General features: G+C 67.6%; 16 protein-coding genes. 7 read left to right on the forward strand and 9 right to left on the reverse strand.

All coding sequences use genetic code 11. The features are described from left to right. Genes ABE543_RS01555 through ABE543_RS01585 form a run of 7 tightly spaced genes read left to right on the forward strand, consistent with a single transcriptional unit; the run spans position 1 to position 6,241 of the window. Complete coding sequence (locus tag ABE543_RS01555) at positions 1-1,278, forward strand: FAD-dependent oxidoreductase (protein ID WP_193396567.1); 1,278 nt, start codon at positions 1-3, stop codon at positions 1,276-1,278. Beyond that, positions 1,275-2,042, forward strand: coding sequence for a DUF1365 domain-containing protein (locus tag ABE543_RS01560; RefSeq protein WP_346475191.1), 768 nt, complete (start codon positions 1,275-1,277; stop codon positions 2,040-2,042). Before ABE543_RS01555 ends, ABE543_RS01560 begins: the two co-directional genes overlap by 4 nt. Beyond that, the gene (locus tag ABE543_RS01565) at positions 2,039-3,298 is read left to right on the forward strand and encodes a cyclopropane-fatty-acyl-phospholipid synthase family protein (protein ID WP_180875144.1); all 1,260 of its coding nucleotides are present in this window, start codon (positions 2,039-2,041) and stop codon (positions 3,296-3,298) included. Before ABE543_RS01560 ends, ABE543_RS01565 begins: the two co-directional genes overlap by 4 nt. A 1-nt stretch (position 3,299) precedes the next feature. Beyond that, on the forward strand, positions 3,300-3,848 hold the full coding sequence (locus ABE543_RS01570) for a DUF2878 domain-containing protein (protein ID WP_346475192.1): 549 nt from the start codon (positions 3,300-3,302) through the stop codon (positions 3,846-3,848). Then, positions 3,845-4,630 (forward strand): DUF1295 domain-containing protein, encoded by a 786-nt coding sequence (locus ABE543_RS01575; protein ID WP_346475193.1) that lies wholly within the window; start codon positions 3,845-3,847, stop codon positions 4,628-4,630. Before ABE543_RS01570 ends, ABE543_RS01575 begins: the two co-directional genes overlap by 4 nt. Next, entirely contained in the window at positions 4,627-5,700 is a 1,074-nt protein-coding gene (locus tag ABE543_RS01580; protein ID WP_346475194.1) for a cyclopropane-fatty-acyl-phospholipid synthase family protein, read from the forward strand. The genes ABE543_RS01575 and ABE543_RS01580 overlap by 4 nt, the downstream gene beginning before the upstream one ends. A gap of 7 nt (positions 5,701-5,707) precedes the next feature. Then, entirely contained in the window at positions 5,708-6,241 is a 534-nt protein-coding gene (locus tag ABE543_RS01585; protein ID WP_065175694.1) for a lipocalin family protein, read from the forward strand. Between the two features lie 52 nt (positions 6,242-6,293). Here the strand turns inward: ABE543_RS01585 and ABE543_RS01590 are convergent, their stop codons facing one another. From ABE543_RS01590 to ABE543_RS01630, 9 genes are all read right to left on the reverse strand, one after another. Continuing rightward, positions 6,294-7,046 (reverse strand): SapC family protein, encoded by a 753-nt coding sequence (locus ABE543_RS01590; RefSeq protein ID WP_346475195.1) that lies wholly within the window; start codon positions 7,044-7,046, stop codon positions 6,294-6,296. Between the two features lie 110 nt (positions 7,047-7,156). Further along, the gene (locus tag ABE543_RS01595; RefSeq protein ID WP_019659661.1) at positions 7,157-7,429 is read right to left on the reverse strand and encodes a hypothetical protein; all 273 of its coding nucleotides are present in this window, start codon (positions 7,427-7,429) and stop codon (positions 7,157-7,159) included. Between the two features lie 156 nt (positions 7,430-7,585). Then, positions 7,586-9,622: an elongation factor G gene (gene fusA / locus ABE543_RS01600; RefSeq protein ID WP_346475196.1), complete on the reverse strand. Its 2,037-nt coding sequence runs from the start codon at positions 9,620-9,622 to the stop codon at positions 7,586-7,588. Positions 9,623-9,992: 370 nt separating this feature from the next. Further along, positions 9,993-10,760 (reverse strand): heme ABC transporter ATP-binding protein, encoded by a 768-nt coding sequence (locus ABE543_RS01605; protein WP_346475197.1) that lies wholly within the window; start codon positions 10,758-10,760, stop codon positions 9,993-9,995. After that, on the reverse strand, positions 10,757-11,800 hold the full coding sequence (locus tag ABE543_RS01610) for an iron ABC transporter permease (RefSeq protein WP_053518563.1): 1,044 nt from the start codon (positions 11,798-11,800) through the stop codon (positions 10,757-10,759). The genes ABE543_RS01605 and ABE543_RS01610 overlap by 4 nt, the downstream gene beginning before the upstream one ends. Then, on the reverse strand, positions 11,797-12,849 hold the full coding sequence (locus ABE543_RS01615; protein ID WP_262218073.1) for an ABC transporter substrate-binding protein: 1,053 nt from the start codon (positions 12,847-12,849) through the stop codon (positions 11,797-11,799). The genes ABE543_RS01610 and ABE543_RS01615 overlap by 4 nt, the downstream gene beginning before the upstream one ends. A gap of 51 nt (positions 12,850-12,900) precedes the next feature. Next, positions 12,901-14,289 carry an ATP-binding protein gene (locus ABE543_RS01620; protein WP_128988579.1) on the reverse strand — a complete coding sequence of 463 codons (1,389 nt, stop codon included), beginning with the start codon at positions 14,287-14,289 and terminating at the stop codon, positions 12,901-12,903. A 122-nt stretch (positions 14,290-14,411) separates the two neighbouring features. Further along, a complete protein-coding gene (locus ABE543_RS01625; protein WP_065182201.1) occupies positions 14,412-15,440 on the reverse strand; it encodes an alpha/beta hydrolase-fold protein in 1,029 nt (342 codons plus the stop codon). A 201-nt stretch (positions 15,441-15,641) separates the two neighbouring features. Next, positions 15,642-16,031, reverse strand: a complete 390-nt coding sequence (locus tag ABE543_RS01630) for a DUF805 domain-containing protein (protein WP_197571038.1) — start codon at positions 16,029-16,031, stop codon at positions 15,642-15,644. Positions 16,032-16,065: the final 34 nt, after the last annotated feature.

Below are 16,065 nucleotides of genomic sequence, written 5' to 3' on the forward strand. Positions count from 1 at the left end.
ATGCGCATCGCAGTCATCGGCTCGGGAATCTCTGGTCTGGCCAGTGCATGGTGGCTGGACGGCGAACATGACGTCACGTTGTTCGAGGCCAACGACTATCTCGGCGGACACACCCACACCCACGACATCGAGCTGGGCGGGACGCGGATGGCTGTGGACACCGGGTTCATCGTGTTCAATCCGCTGCACTATCCGCTGCTGAGCGCGCTGTTCGACGAGCTGGGCGTCACCTCGCAGCCCACCACCATGAGTTTCTCCATGCACAGCGAGCGTTCGGGCGTGGAGTACAACGCCACCTCGCTGGACGGCCTGTTCTGCCAGCGACGCAACCTCGTTTCGCCGCGCTTCTGGGGAATGCTCTCCGACCTGCGGCGCTTCTATCGCGATGCGCCGCTGCTGCTGGCCGAGCGGGAAGGCCCAACGCTGGGCGACTATCTGCGCAGCCAGCGCTATGGCAAGGCCTTCGTCGACGAGCATCTGCTGCCGATGGCGTCGGCGTTGTGGTCGTCGCCGACGGCGACCGTCCTGGACTTCCCCGCACGCTACCTGGCCCAGTTCATGGCCAACCACCAGATGCTGCAGATGACCGGCCGCGCGCCGTGGCGCGTGGTGGAAGGTGGTTCGGCGCGCTACGTGGACGCCCTGCGCCGCCGCTGGCGGGTGCACGAGCGCCTGGAGTGTCCCGTCCTCGCCGTCGAGCGGATGCCTTGGGGCGCGCGCGTGCACAGCGCTGCGGGCGTGGAAGGATTCGATGAAGTGATCCTCGCCTGCCACAGCAACCAGGCGCTGGCACTGCTGGCCGATGCCGATCCGATCGAGCGTGACGTACTGGGTGCCATCCGCTACCAGCCCAACGACGTCGTACTGCACACCGATGCATCCCTGCTGCCCCGCAACCGCAAGGCATGGGCTGCATGGAACGCGCACGTGCCGCGCGATCCCGCCGCTCCCTGCACCGTGAGCTACTGCATGAACCTGCTGCAGGGACTGCCCGGCGACATCCCGCTGGTCGTGACGCTCAACCGCACCGAGGCGATCGACCCACGCCGCATACTGCGTCGTATGAGCTATGCACACCCGGTGCACGATCATGCTGCAGTCCGAGCCCAGCAGCGCTGGGCCGACGTACAGGGCCGCCGCCACACCTGGTTTGCCGGAGCCTATTGGGGGTGGGGTTTCCACGAAGATGGCATCCGCAGTGCCCGTCGCGTCGTCGACGCGATGCGGACCTGTTCGCCGCAGCCACGTCCCATGACACAGGACGAGGCCGCCGCATGAGCGCCAGCGCCCTCTACTTCGGCCACGTGATACACCGCAGGCACCAGCCGCACGCGCACGCCTTCCGCTACCCGGTCGCGCAGCTGCTGCTTGATCTCGACGAGCTGGACACGATCTTTGCCGGACGATGGCTGTGGTCCTTGAACCGCCGCAATCTGGCGGAGTTCCGGCGCAGCGACTACTTCGGCGCCCCCTCGATGCCGCTTCCCGAGGCGGTCCGCCGCCATGTCGCAGGCGTGCGGGGTCATCGCCCGGCGGGCCCCATCCGCCTGCTGACCCATCTGCGCTTCGGCGGGCACGTCTTCAACCCGGTCAGTTTCTATTACTGCTACCAGCCTGACGGCAGCACACTGGACTGCATCGTGGCCGACATCACCAATACACCCTGGAAAGAGCGCCACGCCTACGTCCTGTCAGTGGCAGAAGCGGCCAGCGAGCCGGGCTCACTGCGCTGGCAGTTCCAGAAACGCTTCCATGTGTCGCCTTTCATGGCGATGGACTGCACCTACGACTGGCGGTTCAGCACGCCCGGCGAGGACCTCAGGGTCCACATGCAGGTTCTGCAGGAGGGCGTGCGCCAGTTCGACGCCACGCAGCACATGCAGCGACGACCGCTGGACGGGCGCGGCCTGGCGAAGGTGCTCACCCTGTATCCCTTGATGACCGTGCAGGTCGTTGCGGCGATTCACTGGCATGCGCTGCGGTTGTGGCTCAAGCGCAACCCTGTCCATGACCACCCCTCACTTGCCGGAAAACCGCGATGAACGAGATGACTCCATCGGCAGCCATGCCCCGGGCCGGCGCGCTCGACGCATACCTGCGCCAACGCCTGCTGTCCCAGCTTGCGCCGCTGCGCGAAGGCCAGCTGCGGGTACGGGATGCCCTCGGCGAAACACTGCTGGGCGACGCTGCGGGGGAACTGCATGTCACTGTGACCATCGATGACCCGGCGTTCTACCGCAAAGTCGCCGCACAAGGCAGCGTAGGCGCAGGCGAGAGCTACATCCATGGCGACTGGCAATGCGACGACCTGGTTGCGCTGGTACGCCTGCTGGTGCGCAACCGCGATCTGCTGGACGGCATGGAACGTGGCCCGGCACGCATCGGCGGCTGGCTGCTGCGCGGCTGGAACCGGCTGCGCCGCAACAGCCGCGAAGGCAGCCGGCGCAACATCGCGGCTCACTACGATCTCGGCAACGACTTCTTCGCCCTGTTCCTGTCAACGGACCTGATGTATTCATCGGCGCTGTTCGCCAGCGAGCAGGACACGCTCGAGGACGCCTCGCGGCGCAAGCTCGATCGCATCTGCCAGCAGCTGCGCCTGGCACCCGGAGACCGGGTGGTCGAGATCGGCACGGGGTGGGGCGGGTTCGCACTGCATGCCGCGCAGCATTACGGCTGCCATGTCACTACCACCACGATCTCCGCCGAGCAGCATGCGCTGGCCACGGCACGGGTGCGCGCCGCGGGCCTGGAGGATCGCATCACCCTGCTGATGAAGGACTATCGCGACCTCGACGGGCAGTACGACAAGCTGGTCTCGATCGAGATGATCGAAGCGATCGGCGCCCAGTATCTGGACACCTACATGGCCACCCTGCAACGGTTGCTCAAGCCGGACGGGCTGGCCCTGCTGCAGGCGATCACCATTGAAGACCACCGCTATGAGCAGGCGCGCCGAAGCGTGGACTACATCAAACGCCACGTGTTCCCCGGCAGCTTCATCCCTTCCATCAACGCGATCATGGCCGCCAAGACCCGTGCCAGCGATCTGCAGCTGCTGGCGCAGCAGGACTTCGGCCATTCCTATGCCCTCACGCTGCGGGCGTGGCGCCAGCGATTCCTCGCACAGCTTCCCGCAGTGCATGCGCAGGGGTTCGACGCCCGGTTCTGCCGTCTGTGGGAGTTCTACCTGGCCTACTGCGAGGGCGGCTTCCTGGAACGTTCGATCGGCGTTTCACACCTGCTGCTGGCACGCCCCGGCCATCGGGGCAGCGCGCACGCCACAGGCGCACACTGACATGCGCCGCACCTGGCTCAATCTGCTCGGCAACCAGGCGGTCTGGCTGTGCGCGGTCGCTGGCGCCGGGCGCGGGCTGCAATGGCCAGCACTGCTGGCCGCCACACTGTTCGTGGCCAGCCAGCTCAGCACCAGTCCCCTGCCCCGGGTCGAGCTCCGCCTGCTGGTCCTGGCCCTGGCCTGTGCGTGGCTGGTCGATGGCGCCGCTGCCGCCGCGGGCGTGGTGCGTTATGCCGCTGCGCCCCTGGGCTGGATGCCACCGCCCTGGATCCTCGCACTCTGGGCGTCCTTCGCGATGACGATCAATGCATCGATGGCCTTCCTGCAGCGGAACACGGCGCTCCCCGTGTGCTTTGGCCTGCTGCTTGCCCCGCTGGCGTACCTGTCCGCCAGCCGCGGCTTCGACGCCGTGCAGCTTTCGCCCCCGGCCTGGAAAGGCCTGCTGACGCTGGGTATCGGCTGGAGCATCGCCCTGCCGCTGCTGTGTAGCGCTGCGCGTCGCTGGTCGAGGCTGGCCATCCGCCCACCGTTTGCCGGAGCCCGACCATGAACGCCCTGCCCTGGGTTGCCCTGTATGCCCTGCTCATCATGGCCTCGGGATGGGCATGGCAACGCCGCCACCGCAACATCGGCATCGTCGATGTGCTGTGGGCGAAGGGCCTCGCTGCATCGGCGCTGATACTGGCCCTGCTCGGTGACGGCGCCGCGCTGCCGCGTGTGGCCCTTGCGGTGCTGGGAGGCCTGTGGGGCGGCCGACTCGCGCTGCACCTGTGGGGCCGCGTGCGGCGCGAGGCCGAGGATGGGCGTTACCGATACCTGCGAGATCACTGGCAGAGCCACCAGGGCAAGATCTTCGGCTTCTTCATCGCCCAGGCGCTGCTGATCGTGCTGTTCTCCCTGCCATTCGTGGCCGTCGCCAGCAACGACTCGCCCGCCACGGCGGGCTGGGTTGCCGCCGCTGCCGCAGTCTGGCTGTTGAGCGTCGGCGGCGAGGCGCTGGCCGACCATCAGCTCGCACGGTTCCGCGCCGACCCGGCCAACAAGGGGCGCACCTGCCGCACCGGCCTCTGGCGGTACTCGCGGCACCCCAACTACTTCTTCGAATGGCTGCACTGGTTCACCTACGTCCTGCTCGCGGTCGGCTCGCCATTGGGCTGGCTTGCCTGGACAGGACCGGTGCTGATGTATCTGTTCCTGCGCTATCTCAGCGGCATCCCCTTCACCGAAAAGCAGGCGTTGCGCAGCCGTGGTGAGGACTACCGCGACTACCAGCGCAGCACGCCGATGTTCTTCCCGTGGTTTCCGCGTTCGTCCAAGGAGCACCTGCCATGACTGTCGCCACATCGCTCGCAACGCCTGCCGATCCGGAAACCGGGCTGATCGCCTGGGCCGAGCGCGGCCTCATTCCGGATGTGGCCCTGCGCTCCGGTATCCGCCGGCTGTGCGCCCAACGACTCCAGGAAGAGAGTGCCGGGGGCATCGAGGCGCAGTCCGTTCGCTTCAACCAGTGCCTTGAGCAGTTGGCCGGCAGCCCGGTCGCGCTGCATGTCGATGCCGCCAACCGGCAGCACTATGAAGTCCCCGCCGCATTCTTCCAGGCCTGTCTCGGCAAGCGCCTGAAATACAGCAGCTGCTACTACCCGAGCGGTCGCGAGACCCTGGACGAAGCCGAAGTCGCCATGCTCGAGCTCTACGGCGAGCGTGCCAGCCTGGCTGACGGGCAGCACATCCTTGAACTGGGGTGTGGCTGGGGCTCGCTGACCCTGTGGATGGCCGAGCGCTTCCCGGGCGCGCGCATCACGGCGGTGTCCAATTCGCACAGCCAGCGCCAGCACATCCTTGAACAGTGCAGGCTGCGCGGGCTGGGCAATGTCGAGGTGATCACCTGCGATGTGAACCGGCTGGAGCTGCCCGCCGGCCGTTTCGACCGCTGCGTTTCGGTGGAGATGTTCGAGCACGTCCGCAACCATGCGCAGCTGATGTCACGCATCGCGCAGTGGCTGAAGCCCGACGGCGTGCTGTTCGTGCACATCTTCGCCCACCGCACCCTGATGTACCCCTTTGAAACCGAAGGCGGCGACAACTGGATGGGGCGGCACTTCTTCACGGGCGGGCTGATGCCCGCTGCCGACACTCTGCTGCACTTCCAGCAGGACCTGCGCCTGCAGCGGCGCTGGCTGCTGGATGGCACGCATTACCAGCGTACGGCTGACCACTGGCTGGCGAACCAGGATGCCGCGCGTGAACGCATCATGCCGATCCTGGAGGCAACCTATGGCAGGCCGGCGGCAAGGCAATGGTGGAACCGCTGGCGCATGTTCTGGATGGCCTGCGCCGAGTTGTTCGGCTACGACAACGGCCAGCAGTGGCTGGTTGCCCATTACCTGTTCCGGCCACGTTGAGGTCACCATGCGCCCCCTTCCGCTGCTCTCGTTCCTGGCGATCGCCCTGTTCGGCACCGGCTGCAGTTCAAGTGACCTGCGCCCCCTGCCGCGACCGCAGGCGGTCGACGTTCCCCGCTTCATGGGCGACTGGTACGTCATCGCCCATATCCCTTCCTGGCCGGAACGCGAAGCGTTTGACGCCATTGAAAGCTACGCGCCGCGGCCGGACGGCCGCATCCAGACCACCTTCACGTATCGCAAGGGCAGTTTCGACGCACCACAGCGATCGATGCACCCGATCGGCAGGGTCGAGAAGGAAGGCAACGGCGCCATCTGGGGCATGCAGTTCGTATGGCCCATTCAGGCCGAGTACGTCATTGCCTGGATCGATAGCGACTACCAGCAGACCATCGTGGCGCGTAGCAAGCGCGACTACGTGTGGTACATGGCGCGCACCCCGCAGGTCTCTGCGGAGGACTATGCGCAGGCGGTGAAACGCATCGCCGCGATGGGATATGACACCCGCGAGCTGCGGCGCGTTCCGCAGTCACTGCGCTGACGTCCCGCACGGACCGGGCCCCGCTGCGCGGGAGCCCGGCCCTTCAGCCCGCTCAGGCTGCCAGGCGTTCGACCTGGCGACGGGTCAGGTCGTTGAAGCGGCCCAGCGACATCAGGTGCTGGTGGATCAGGGCCAGCCAGCCGCTGCGGTGCCATTCGATCACGGTTTCCTCGGGCAGCGCGACGAACTTCTCGACGTCGACCACCTGGAAGCCGTTGAGGTTGAACTCCTGGCCGTTCGGAGCGCGTACGGTCGCGTTGCGCTCGACCAGCAGTCCCTTCTCGATGAGCGCCTTGGAGAAGGCCTGGGTCTGTTCGTGCTCGCGGGTGTACTGGCCGCAGAACTCCAGCGCCTGCTGCACCATGTCGGTAGCCTTGCCGTCGGCGAACAGCGCCTGGCCTTCCTCGCCTCCCTTGACCACGCGCGGGCTCGCTTCATCGATGCCGAGCAGGAAATCATTGTCCGCGCCGGTGTCGATGAAGATGAAGGGGTGGCGACGCAGATAGGCCGGAATGTAGGCCTCGCCTTCCCACAGCCCGTCCTTGATGAACAGGTTCTCGTTGGTCACGCCGACGGCGGCCATCGGAACGGCGCCCGGGCCGGCGAACAGGATCGGGAAATGATGCAGTGCCAGCGAGAACTCGCCGAGCACCAGCGGAATGGCGTTGTTGCCGGCGGCGAAATCAAGCTTGCCCGGCAGGATGCGCAGGTCGGCGTGCACATCAGCCTGCAGCGGCACCGGACGGGTGTAGAACAGGGGGGTGCCGGCCTGCGCCGCTTCGGTGGTGGTGTCGCTGGTGGTCATCGTAGGAACCGTTTCGTCATGCGCGCCTGCCATCCCGGGCGCGCCAGCGGGAACAACCTGAATCCCGCATTATCAACAAGCCGGGTGACGACCACCACCCCGGCACTGACTTATTTCAGCTGCAGCGGATAGCGCTGCCACAGGACGTGGACAAGGAAGCCCGCCAGTTCGGTGTCGCGCGCACTGACCGCGGCGCGGATCTTGTCCAGCAGGACCATGTCACTGCAGGAGCGCACATCGGCGTGGTTGGCCTGGCCCGACCTGCGTGCGCGGTAACGCGCGGCGCGCTGCGCATCGCTCATCGCGTACCCGAATTTGGGCGGACGACCGCGCTTGCGCGGCAGGGTCAGCTCCAGGGTTCCGGGGTCTTTGTCATCACGCATGAGTGGGGGCAGACAGCGGCAAGCAACGACGGGTGCGCAATTTATCGTGAGGCATCACTTTAATCCAGCTTTTTCTACACTTTTGTTGCACTGCAATGCGCCCTGCCGCCGCTCGCCGGCAGCAAGAGGGGCCCGCGAACGGGCCCCTTGCACACTTCAGGCAGCGCGTACCGGCTCGTAACCGTGCAGGTGCGATTCACTGCTGGCGCGCCCCTGGCTGAGCGAGCGCAACGCAGTGGTGTAGCCCACCAGCTGCGCCAGCGGTGCAAAGCCGCTCACTTCGGCACGGCCCTCCTGGTCCTCGATGCGCGCGACGCGACCGTGGCGACGGTTGAGGTCGCCGACCACGTCGCCCACCGACGCCGAGGGCGAATGCACCGTTACCGCCATCACCGGCTCCAGCACCTGCGTGCCGGCACTGGCCAGCGCGGCCCTGACGGCCTCACTGCCGGCCCGGTGGAACGCCATGTCCGAGGAATCCTTGGCATGGGTCTGGCCGTCCACCAGGGTCACTTCGATGCCCACGACCGGATGCCCATGCGGTCCTTCCGACAGCGCCGCACGCGCACCCTTCTCCACCGCTGCGATGAAACCACGGGGGATCACGCCTCCGACGATGCGATCGTTGAACACCACCTGGTCGTCCTCACGCGGCGCCACGTCCAGCACCACATGGGCGAACTGGCCCTGGCCACCGCTCTGCTTGACGACCCTGCCGACCACGCCGGAGACCGCGCGCAACGGCGTTTCCTGGTAGGCAACGCGCGGCGAACCGATGCCGACATCGACCTTCCATTCGCTGCGCAGGCGCTCGACCATCACCTCCAGGTGCAGTTCGCCCATGCCCCATACCAGCGTTTCGCCGCTCTCGCGATCAGTCTCCACGCGGAATGACGGATCCTCCTGGGCGAGGCTGGCCAGCCCCTGCGCCATGCGGATCAGGTCCGCTGCACGCGCAGGTTCCAGGCGCCACGCCAGCACCGGCGCCTGTGCCTGGATGCTCTCCAGGCGCAACGGCTGATCGCGTGCGCTCAGCGTTTCACCGCTGATCGCATCCTTCCAGCCCAGCACCGCGACGATGTCACCGGCCACGGCCTGCTCGATGTCATGGGTCTGGTCTGCCTGCACCCGCACCAGACGGCTCACACGCCGACCCTGCGGATGCTGCGAGCTGGCCACAGCGTCGCCTGCCTTCAGCGTCCCCGAATACAGCCTCACGAAGCTCAGCGCACCGTGCTGCTGATGGGTGATCTTGAACAGCAGGCCCGCCAGCGGACCCTCCGGATCCGGCGGCAGCAGCACGTCGCCGGCCTCGCCTTCGGCAGTGACGGCAGGCCGATCCAACGGCGAAGGCAGGTAATCGACCACCGCATCCAGCAGCGCCTCGATGCCTTTGTCCTTGAACGCCGCACCCGCAAGCACCGGCACGCCCGCACCGGCCAGCGTCGCCCGCCGGAGTGCCGCGCGCAGCAGTTCCGCATCGATCACCCGGCCTTCCAGCCACGCATCGGCCAGACCCTCGTCATGGTCGGCCACGGCCTCCACCAGCGCGTCGCGCCGCGGTTGCCACTGGCTGCGTGCAGCGTCATCCCACGGCGTGATGGTCACCACGCCGCCGTCGCGCCACTGCAGCACGCGCTCATCCACCAGATCGACCCAGCCGCTGAAGTCGCTTTCGCTGCCCAGCGGCACACCCAGCGCCCACGGCCGCGCCTGCAGCTTGTCCCGCAGCTGCTCCAGCACGCGCTCGAACGAGGCGCCGACACGATCCATCTTGTTGACGAAGGCGATCAACGGCACCCGGTGCCGGCGCGCCTGGCGCCACACCGTTTCCGACTGCGGCTGCACGCCATCCACGGCAGAGAACACCGCGACGGCACCGTCGAGCACCCGCAGCGAACGCTCGACTTCAATGGCGAAATCGATGTGGCCCGGTGTGTCGATCAGGGTCAGCCGATGCGGCGGCAGATCGCGCGGCGCCCACTGCGCCTGCACGGCTGCTGCGCCGATGGTGATGCCACGCTCGCGCTCGATCGCCGAGAAATCGGTGGTGGCGTTGCCGTCATGGACCTCACCGACGCGGTGGATCTCGCCGCTCTTCCACAGCAGTCGTTCGGTGAGCGTGGTCTTGCCGGCGTCGATGTGGGCAATGATGCCGAGGTTGCGACGACGGGAAAGGATCTGGGTGTTCATGTGATGGGCTCCTGCAAGCCAACTTCGGGGGCCGCGCACCCCGGTTGGCGACAGGGTGCGCGGCTAGCGTTCGGTCTCGGCGATCTGGTGCATGGCACGTTCTCCTTGCGGTGCAGCGGGTGGATGAAAGGGACTGCGGAAACGAAAAGAGCGCCCCGGAGGGCGCTCTGTGGATGGTCCAACGGTGGCCGATTCAGCGGCCCCGTCGAGCTCCAGGCAGACACGCCCGTTCCGCGCTTGCGCGGGTCAGGGTGAAAAACTTCAGGAGCGGCATCCGGTTCATGGGGCGCATTCTAGACCTGCCAATCTGGCGCGCAAGTGCTGATTGCGCGCACCAGTGGAACGATGAGGATTCCTTTCGCCGCCCGGATCAGGTGACCACCACCAGCGGCACGCCCCGCTTCGGATGCTCCAGCACGACCACGTCCTGCTGGTAGACCCGCTGCAGCGTGTCCACGGTCAACACCTGCGCGGGTGAGCCGTCGGCGGCCACCCTGCCCTGTTCCAGCAGCACGATGCGGTCGGCATGGCCGGCGGCCAGATTCAGGTCGTGCAGCACCACGATCACGCAGGCCCCGGCCCCGGCCTCGGCACAGGCACGCACGCTGCGCAGCGTACGCTCCTGGTGGCGCAGATCCAGCGCAGCGGTCGGCTCGTCGAGAAGCAGCAGCGGCGTATCCTGCGCCAGCACGCGCGCGAACGTGGTCCGGGCCGATTCGCCACCGGACAAGTGCTGCACCTCGCGCAGGCGCAGCGCCTGCAGTTCGGTTGCGTCGATCGCGGCCTCCACCTGCGTGTCATCGCGTACGGGATCGGGCGGGTGTGGCAGGCGCCCCATCGCCACCACCTCCTCCACGCTGAAGGCGAAGCGCACGCCGTGCTCCTGCGGCATCACCGCGCGCTCGCGCGCCAGTGGACCGGCCTTGTAGCCGGCCAGCGGCCTGCCAAGCAGGCTCACTTCACCCGCATCGGCATGCAGATCGCCCGCAGCCACAGCCAGCAGCGTCGATTTGCCAGCGCCGTTGGGCCCCACCAAGGCAGTGACCGTCGCCGGCTCGAACGCCAGGTTGATGCCGTGCAGGATCTCGCGCTGCCCGCGTCGCACCACGACGTCGCGCAGATGAAGCAGGGCCGTCATGGGGCTGCCTTGCGGCGCTGCTGCAGCACCAGCCAGAGGAAGAACGGTGCACCCAGTGCAGCCGAGAACAGACCGAGTGGAATCTCCGCCGGCGGGTCGAGCGTGCGCGCGGCCGTATCGGCCACCACGATCAGCAGCGCCCCCAGCAGGCCGGAAAGGGGCAGCAACCAGCGGTGCCCCGGCCCCACCAGCATGCGCGCCACGTGTGGCACCACCAGGCCGACAAAGCTGATCGAACCGGCAAACGCGACGGCCGCACCCACCAGCAGGGCACTGAACGCCACCAGCCGGCGGCGGGTCCGTGCCACGTCCAGGCCCAGATGCTGGGCCTGGCGTTCCCCCAGCGCCAGCATGTCCAGTGGCGTTGCCAGGCGCTGCAGCGCGAACACGCCGATGGCGAACAACGGCACCACGGCGGCGACATCACTCCAGCTGGCGCGGGCCAGCGAACCCATCTGCCAGAACACCAGCGACTGCAGTTCGCTCTCGCTGGCGATGTAGGTCAGGAAACCGATCAGCGCCGAGCAGAACGCCGCCATGGCGATGCCGACCAGCAACAGCGTGGCATTGCCACTGCCCTTGCCCGGCCGGGCAAGGGCGTAGGTCAGGCCGATCGCCAGCGCACCGCCGGCAAACGCGGCCACCGGCACCAACCAGCCGGCCGCACCTGCAGCACCGAGCACGATGGCGGCGACCGCGCCCAGCGCGGCGCCCTGGCTGACGCCGACAATGCCCGGGTCCGCCAACGGATTGCCGAACAGGCCCTGCAGGCTGGCACCGGCCATCGCCAGCGATGCCCCCACCACCGCGCCCAACAGGGCGCGCGGGATGCGCAGCTGCCAGACCACCGCCAGGTCGCGGCTGCTCACCGCCTGCGGATCGAGCAGCCCCATCTTCACCGCCAGCGCCTGCAGCACCTCCAGCGGTGGCAAGCGCAGTGGCCCGACCGCAAACGAGGCCAGAATGGCGGCCAGCAGTGCCAGCATCGCCACCATCAACATCGTCCGCCCGCGACGACGGCGCCGGTCCGCCGGACTCATGCCTTCGGCAGCGCCGCCAGCGCCCGCGCCAGCGCCAGTGCGCCAGCCCCGGAACCTACGCTGGTGTACTTGAGCTGCACATCCGGCATCACCCAGACCCGGTTGGCCTGCCCGGCCGGTGTCTGCTTCAGCGTCGGGTACGACTTCCACAGGCCCTCGGCACCGCCGAACAGCTGCAGATCGTGCTCGGTCACCAGAATCACCTCCGGTGCCGCGGCGACCACGCCCTCATTGCTCAGCTGCGAGTAGTTCTTCACTCCCGCTTCGGTGCCGATGTTGACGCCGCCGGCCAGCGCGATCAGTTGCGCCGATGCGCTGTCGGCGCCCGCAACGGTCGGTGCGCCACCGGCACCGGTGGCCGACACATGGATCACACGCGGCGCATGGCCCAGGCCCCGGCCGATCGCTGCGGCCTCATCCAGCTGACGCTGCACCTGCGTGGCAAGCGTCTGCCCTGCTTCGGCCAGCCCGAGTGCGGCGGCGACCTTGCGCACCTTGTCCGGCGCCGGCTGCAGATCGTCGATGACCACCGCCGGCTCCCCCACCTCGCGCAGCTTCTTCGCCAGCTCGGTGTGGCGGCGCAGGCTGTTGCCCAGGAACAGCGAACCCCGCAGGCTCAGCACACCCTCCACACCCGTGGTGCGGTTGAACAGGAACTGGTGCGGCGCAGCCCGGCCAGCCTCGGTGGTGGTGTTGGTCGGGGCGGCAAATACCTGCTTGCCCAGCCCCAGCGCCTCGATCACCGCGATGACGTCGTCGCCACCGGCGATGATCCGGCGGGTGTCGGTCACCGCGATATCGGCGCCGTCATCGGAATGCACCTTGGCCGGCAGCACGGCCTTCTGGTCATGCACGGCCGGCATCTCGGCACCGGCCACGCGTTTCCAGCCTGCCGGCAACGCGGTGTCCGCGGCGGCCGCCATTGCCGCCGGCGGCGGTTCGGAAGGCTTCTTGGCATCGGAGGGAGCCGACGAGCCGCCACAGGCAGCCAGTGCCAGCGAAACAGCCAACGGAAGTGCGCACAGGCGCAGACGGGGCACGATGTTCATGGACGTTCTCCTTGCTGGCAGGGCGACGCGCGCGCCGCCCTGCCGTCTGACTTACTGCTTCGGGGTGATGCGGGTGATGCGGTCACCCTTCGGGTCTTCAGCGCCGCGCGACTTGTTCACCGCGAACACGTTGCCCTTGCCATCGGCACGGACGTGGTTCGGCAAAGTGCCGCCGTCGAGGTTGGCGACCACCTTGCCCTCGCGGTCGACCACGGTCACGGTGCCGGCGCCACGGTTGCTGACATAGGCCAGGCCGGATGCATCATCGAAGGCGACGTTCAGCGCACCCGCGCCCACCGGCACATCGTGCAGCACCTTGCCGGCTGCGACGTCGACGATCAGCAGGTTGTCGGTGCCCTGCGACGCCACGTACAACCGGTTGCGCGCCGCGTCGAACGCCACGCCCGACGCGCTGATCGAGTTGCCCAGATCGATCACCTTCTCGACCTCACCGCTGGCCACGTCGATCACCGCCGCCTCCGGCGTGCCGATGCTGACGGTGAACAGCTTGCCGCCCTTCTCGTCCAGCACCAGGCTCATCGGCGTGAACTTGCCGTCATCCACGCCCGATTCAAGCGTCACCGCGGGCAGCTCCTTGAACGTCTTCGCATCGAATACCGACAGGTGATCCTCACCGGTGGCCGAGGCAAACACCTTGCCGCGGGTACCATCGATCACCACGTCGCGCGCATGCGGCACCGCATCGACCGGGAACTGGTGCACCAGCGACAGATCCTTCTGGCGATAGACGGCCACGCTGTTCTGACGGGTATTGGTCACCCACACGTTGCCGTTGGCATCATCCACGCCCACGCCGTACACCGCATAGACCGCGCCGTTGGTACTGCCCGGCACCTGCGCCGGAGTGATCGCCTTGCTGACCTTCAGCGACGCCGGGTCGATCTTCAGCAGCTGCGACTGGGTCACCGGCGGCCGGCCGACCGCGGATGTCACGAACAGCGCATTGCTGGCGGCGCTGTAGGCGGACTGGTACAGGCCCGGCACCAGCTTGTTGGACTGGGTGGTGAACTGCGCCTGGCCCGACAGCGGCAGCTGCGGCGAGACGCGCAGCTTCAGCACCGTCGCGGCGGCCGGCTGGCTCGCCCGCACCACGACCGGATGGGTGCCCGGCACGGCATCGGCGGGAATGGCCAGCTGGGTCTTGAAGTTGCCATCGGCATCAACCACCACCGGCTGGGCGTTCAACACGCTGTCGCCGCGCAGCAGGCTGACCTTCTGGCCCGGCACGAAGCCGCGACCGACCACATCGGCGGTGCTGCCCGGCACCACATTGTCGCCGCGCGAGACCACCTGGCCCTTGAACGTGGCGTTGGCCGGTTGATCGAATACCGGCTGCGCGGTGGCCGCGACGGCCAGCAGCAGGCCGGTGGCCAGAGTGGTGAAGCGAAGCGAAGGACGAAGGGAGGAACGGAACGACATGACAGGCTCCTTGCACACGTAGGCCGCGCCACGTGGCGCGGGATTCATCGGTTGCCTGGGCCGCTGCACGCGGGCAGCCTCGCCTGGGTAGTGGGGTCGCACGGCAGGCCGCGCGAAGGGATTCATTCGCTGGACGGCCCATCCGTTGCACTGGCGCCATCGCCTGCACTGCGATCGGTCACCCCGTACAGCTCATGCAGCGCCGCGTGGAAGGACGCCGGCAGCATCGGGCCATGGCCCAGGCCAGGAAACTCGCGGTACTGCACGCTCAGCCCCGGCACCCGGCGCAGCCGCTCGGACAACTGCATCGCCGCGTCAGGCGTGGCGCCGCCGATGCGGCGCAGGTGCGCGACCACCCGCGGGTTGTTCAGGTCACGCTTGCCGCGGTCGCCGACGCGCTCGGCGCCTCCCAGCATCAACCAGACCCTGGCCGGCTGCCCGTGCACGTTCTGCACGAACTGCTGTTCGGGATCGCCCAGCGCCGCGCCCTGCGCCCACCACAGTGACGGACTGGCGGCGAGATAGGCCTGGAACGCGGCCGGCCGGGTGTACAGCGCGTTGAGCACGAACAGGCCACCGAGCGAGTGCCCCCACAGCGCCTGCTGCCCGGTGTCGACGCGCGCGCGACGCTCCACCTCGGGCTTGATGCGGCGCTCGATCACATCAAGAAACGCCGCAGCGCCGCCGCCGACCGCCTGGGTTGCGCCGCTCTCATCGTCGGCGCGGTCGATCCATGCCGTGTAGTCACGGGTCCGCGCCTTCGAGTCGATGCGCAGATCATTGTCATAGCCGATCAACACCAGCACCGGAGGCGCCTTGAGCGCTGCAAGTTCAGCCAACAGCGGCTGGTCGAGCACCATCGCCACCGCATTGCCATCCAGCGCGTACAACACCGGCGAAGGTGCACTGGAGGCGCGGACCGGAATCGCCAGATTCACCCGCCAGCGGCGCTGCGTGTCGGCACTGTCGATCACGAAATGCTCGAAGCGATAGCTGGCGGCCGGCTCATCCAGCACGGTGTGGCCGATCTTCTGCAGCGGATTGCGCTGCTGCGCGTACGCATACGGGGTAGCCAGGAGCAGACCCATCATCAGGACGGCAAGGCCGCGGGCCAGCGGACCACGGTGCGGAGGCAGGACGAAATGCTTCATCGGCGGGCGACGTCAGCGGCCTGGGCCGCTGTTTCACAAGGGACCGCAGTCTACCTTAAACGCGAATGATTATCACAACGATCAAACGTCACACTGTGTATCACGCGCGCGATAACGCGGCGTCATGGGACGCATCATCTCGTTCCCGCCAAGGCGGGAGGGCCGATTCCCAAGACCGGGCGCTGCCCGGCGGGTGCCGCGTCAAGGGCCCGCAGGCACGGGGCCGTACGGGTTTTCCTGCGGCGTGCCCGGCAGCAGAGCGAACACCAGGATCACCAGGCCGCCCATCGGCACCAATGCGAGAAGATAGAGCCAGCCGGACTGGTTGCAGTCATGCAGACGGCGCACGGTGACGGCGATCAGCGGCACGATCGTCGCCAGCCACATCAGGCCCAGCAGCGCCATCATGCCGATCAGGATGGCGCTCAGTGCGTCCGGACTGGAGCGCATGATGATCGCCAGCACGCCGGCCAGCAGCGACACCGCCGTGGCCACCAGAAACAGGAACAGCTGGAACATCCAGTATTCGCGGCGATTGGCCCGACCCTCGAACTGGGCGTACCGCTTCAACGCCAGAGTCATGTCCTGCATGAACGTCATCCTTGAGAAGTGAACCGGGGATTCT

It is taken from the genome of Stenotrophomonas sp. TWI169, assembly GCF_039674705.1.
Taxonomy (GTDB): Bacteria; Pseudomonadota; Gammaproteobacteria; order Xanthomonadales; family Xanthomonadaceae; genus Stenotrophomonas; species Stenotrophomonas maltophilia_P.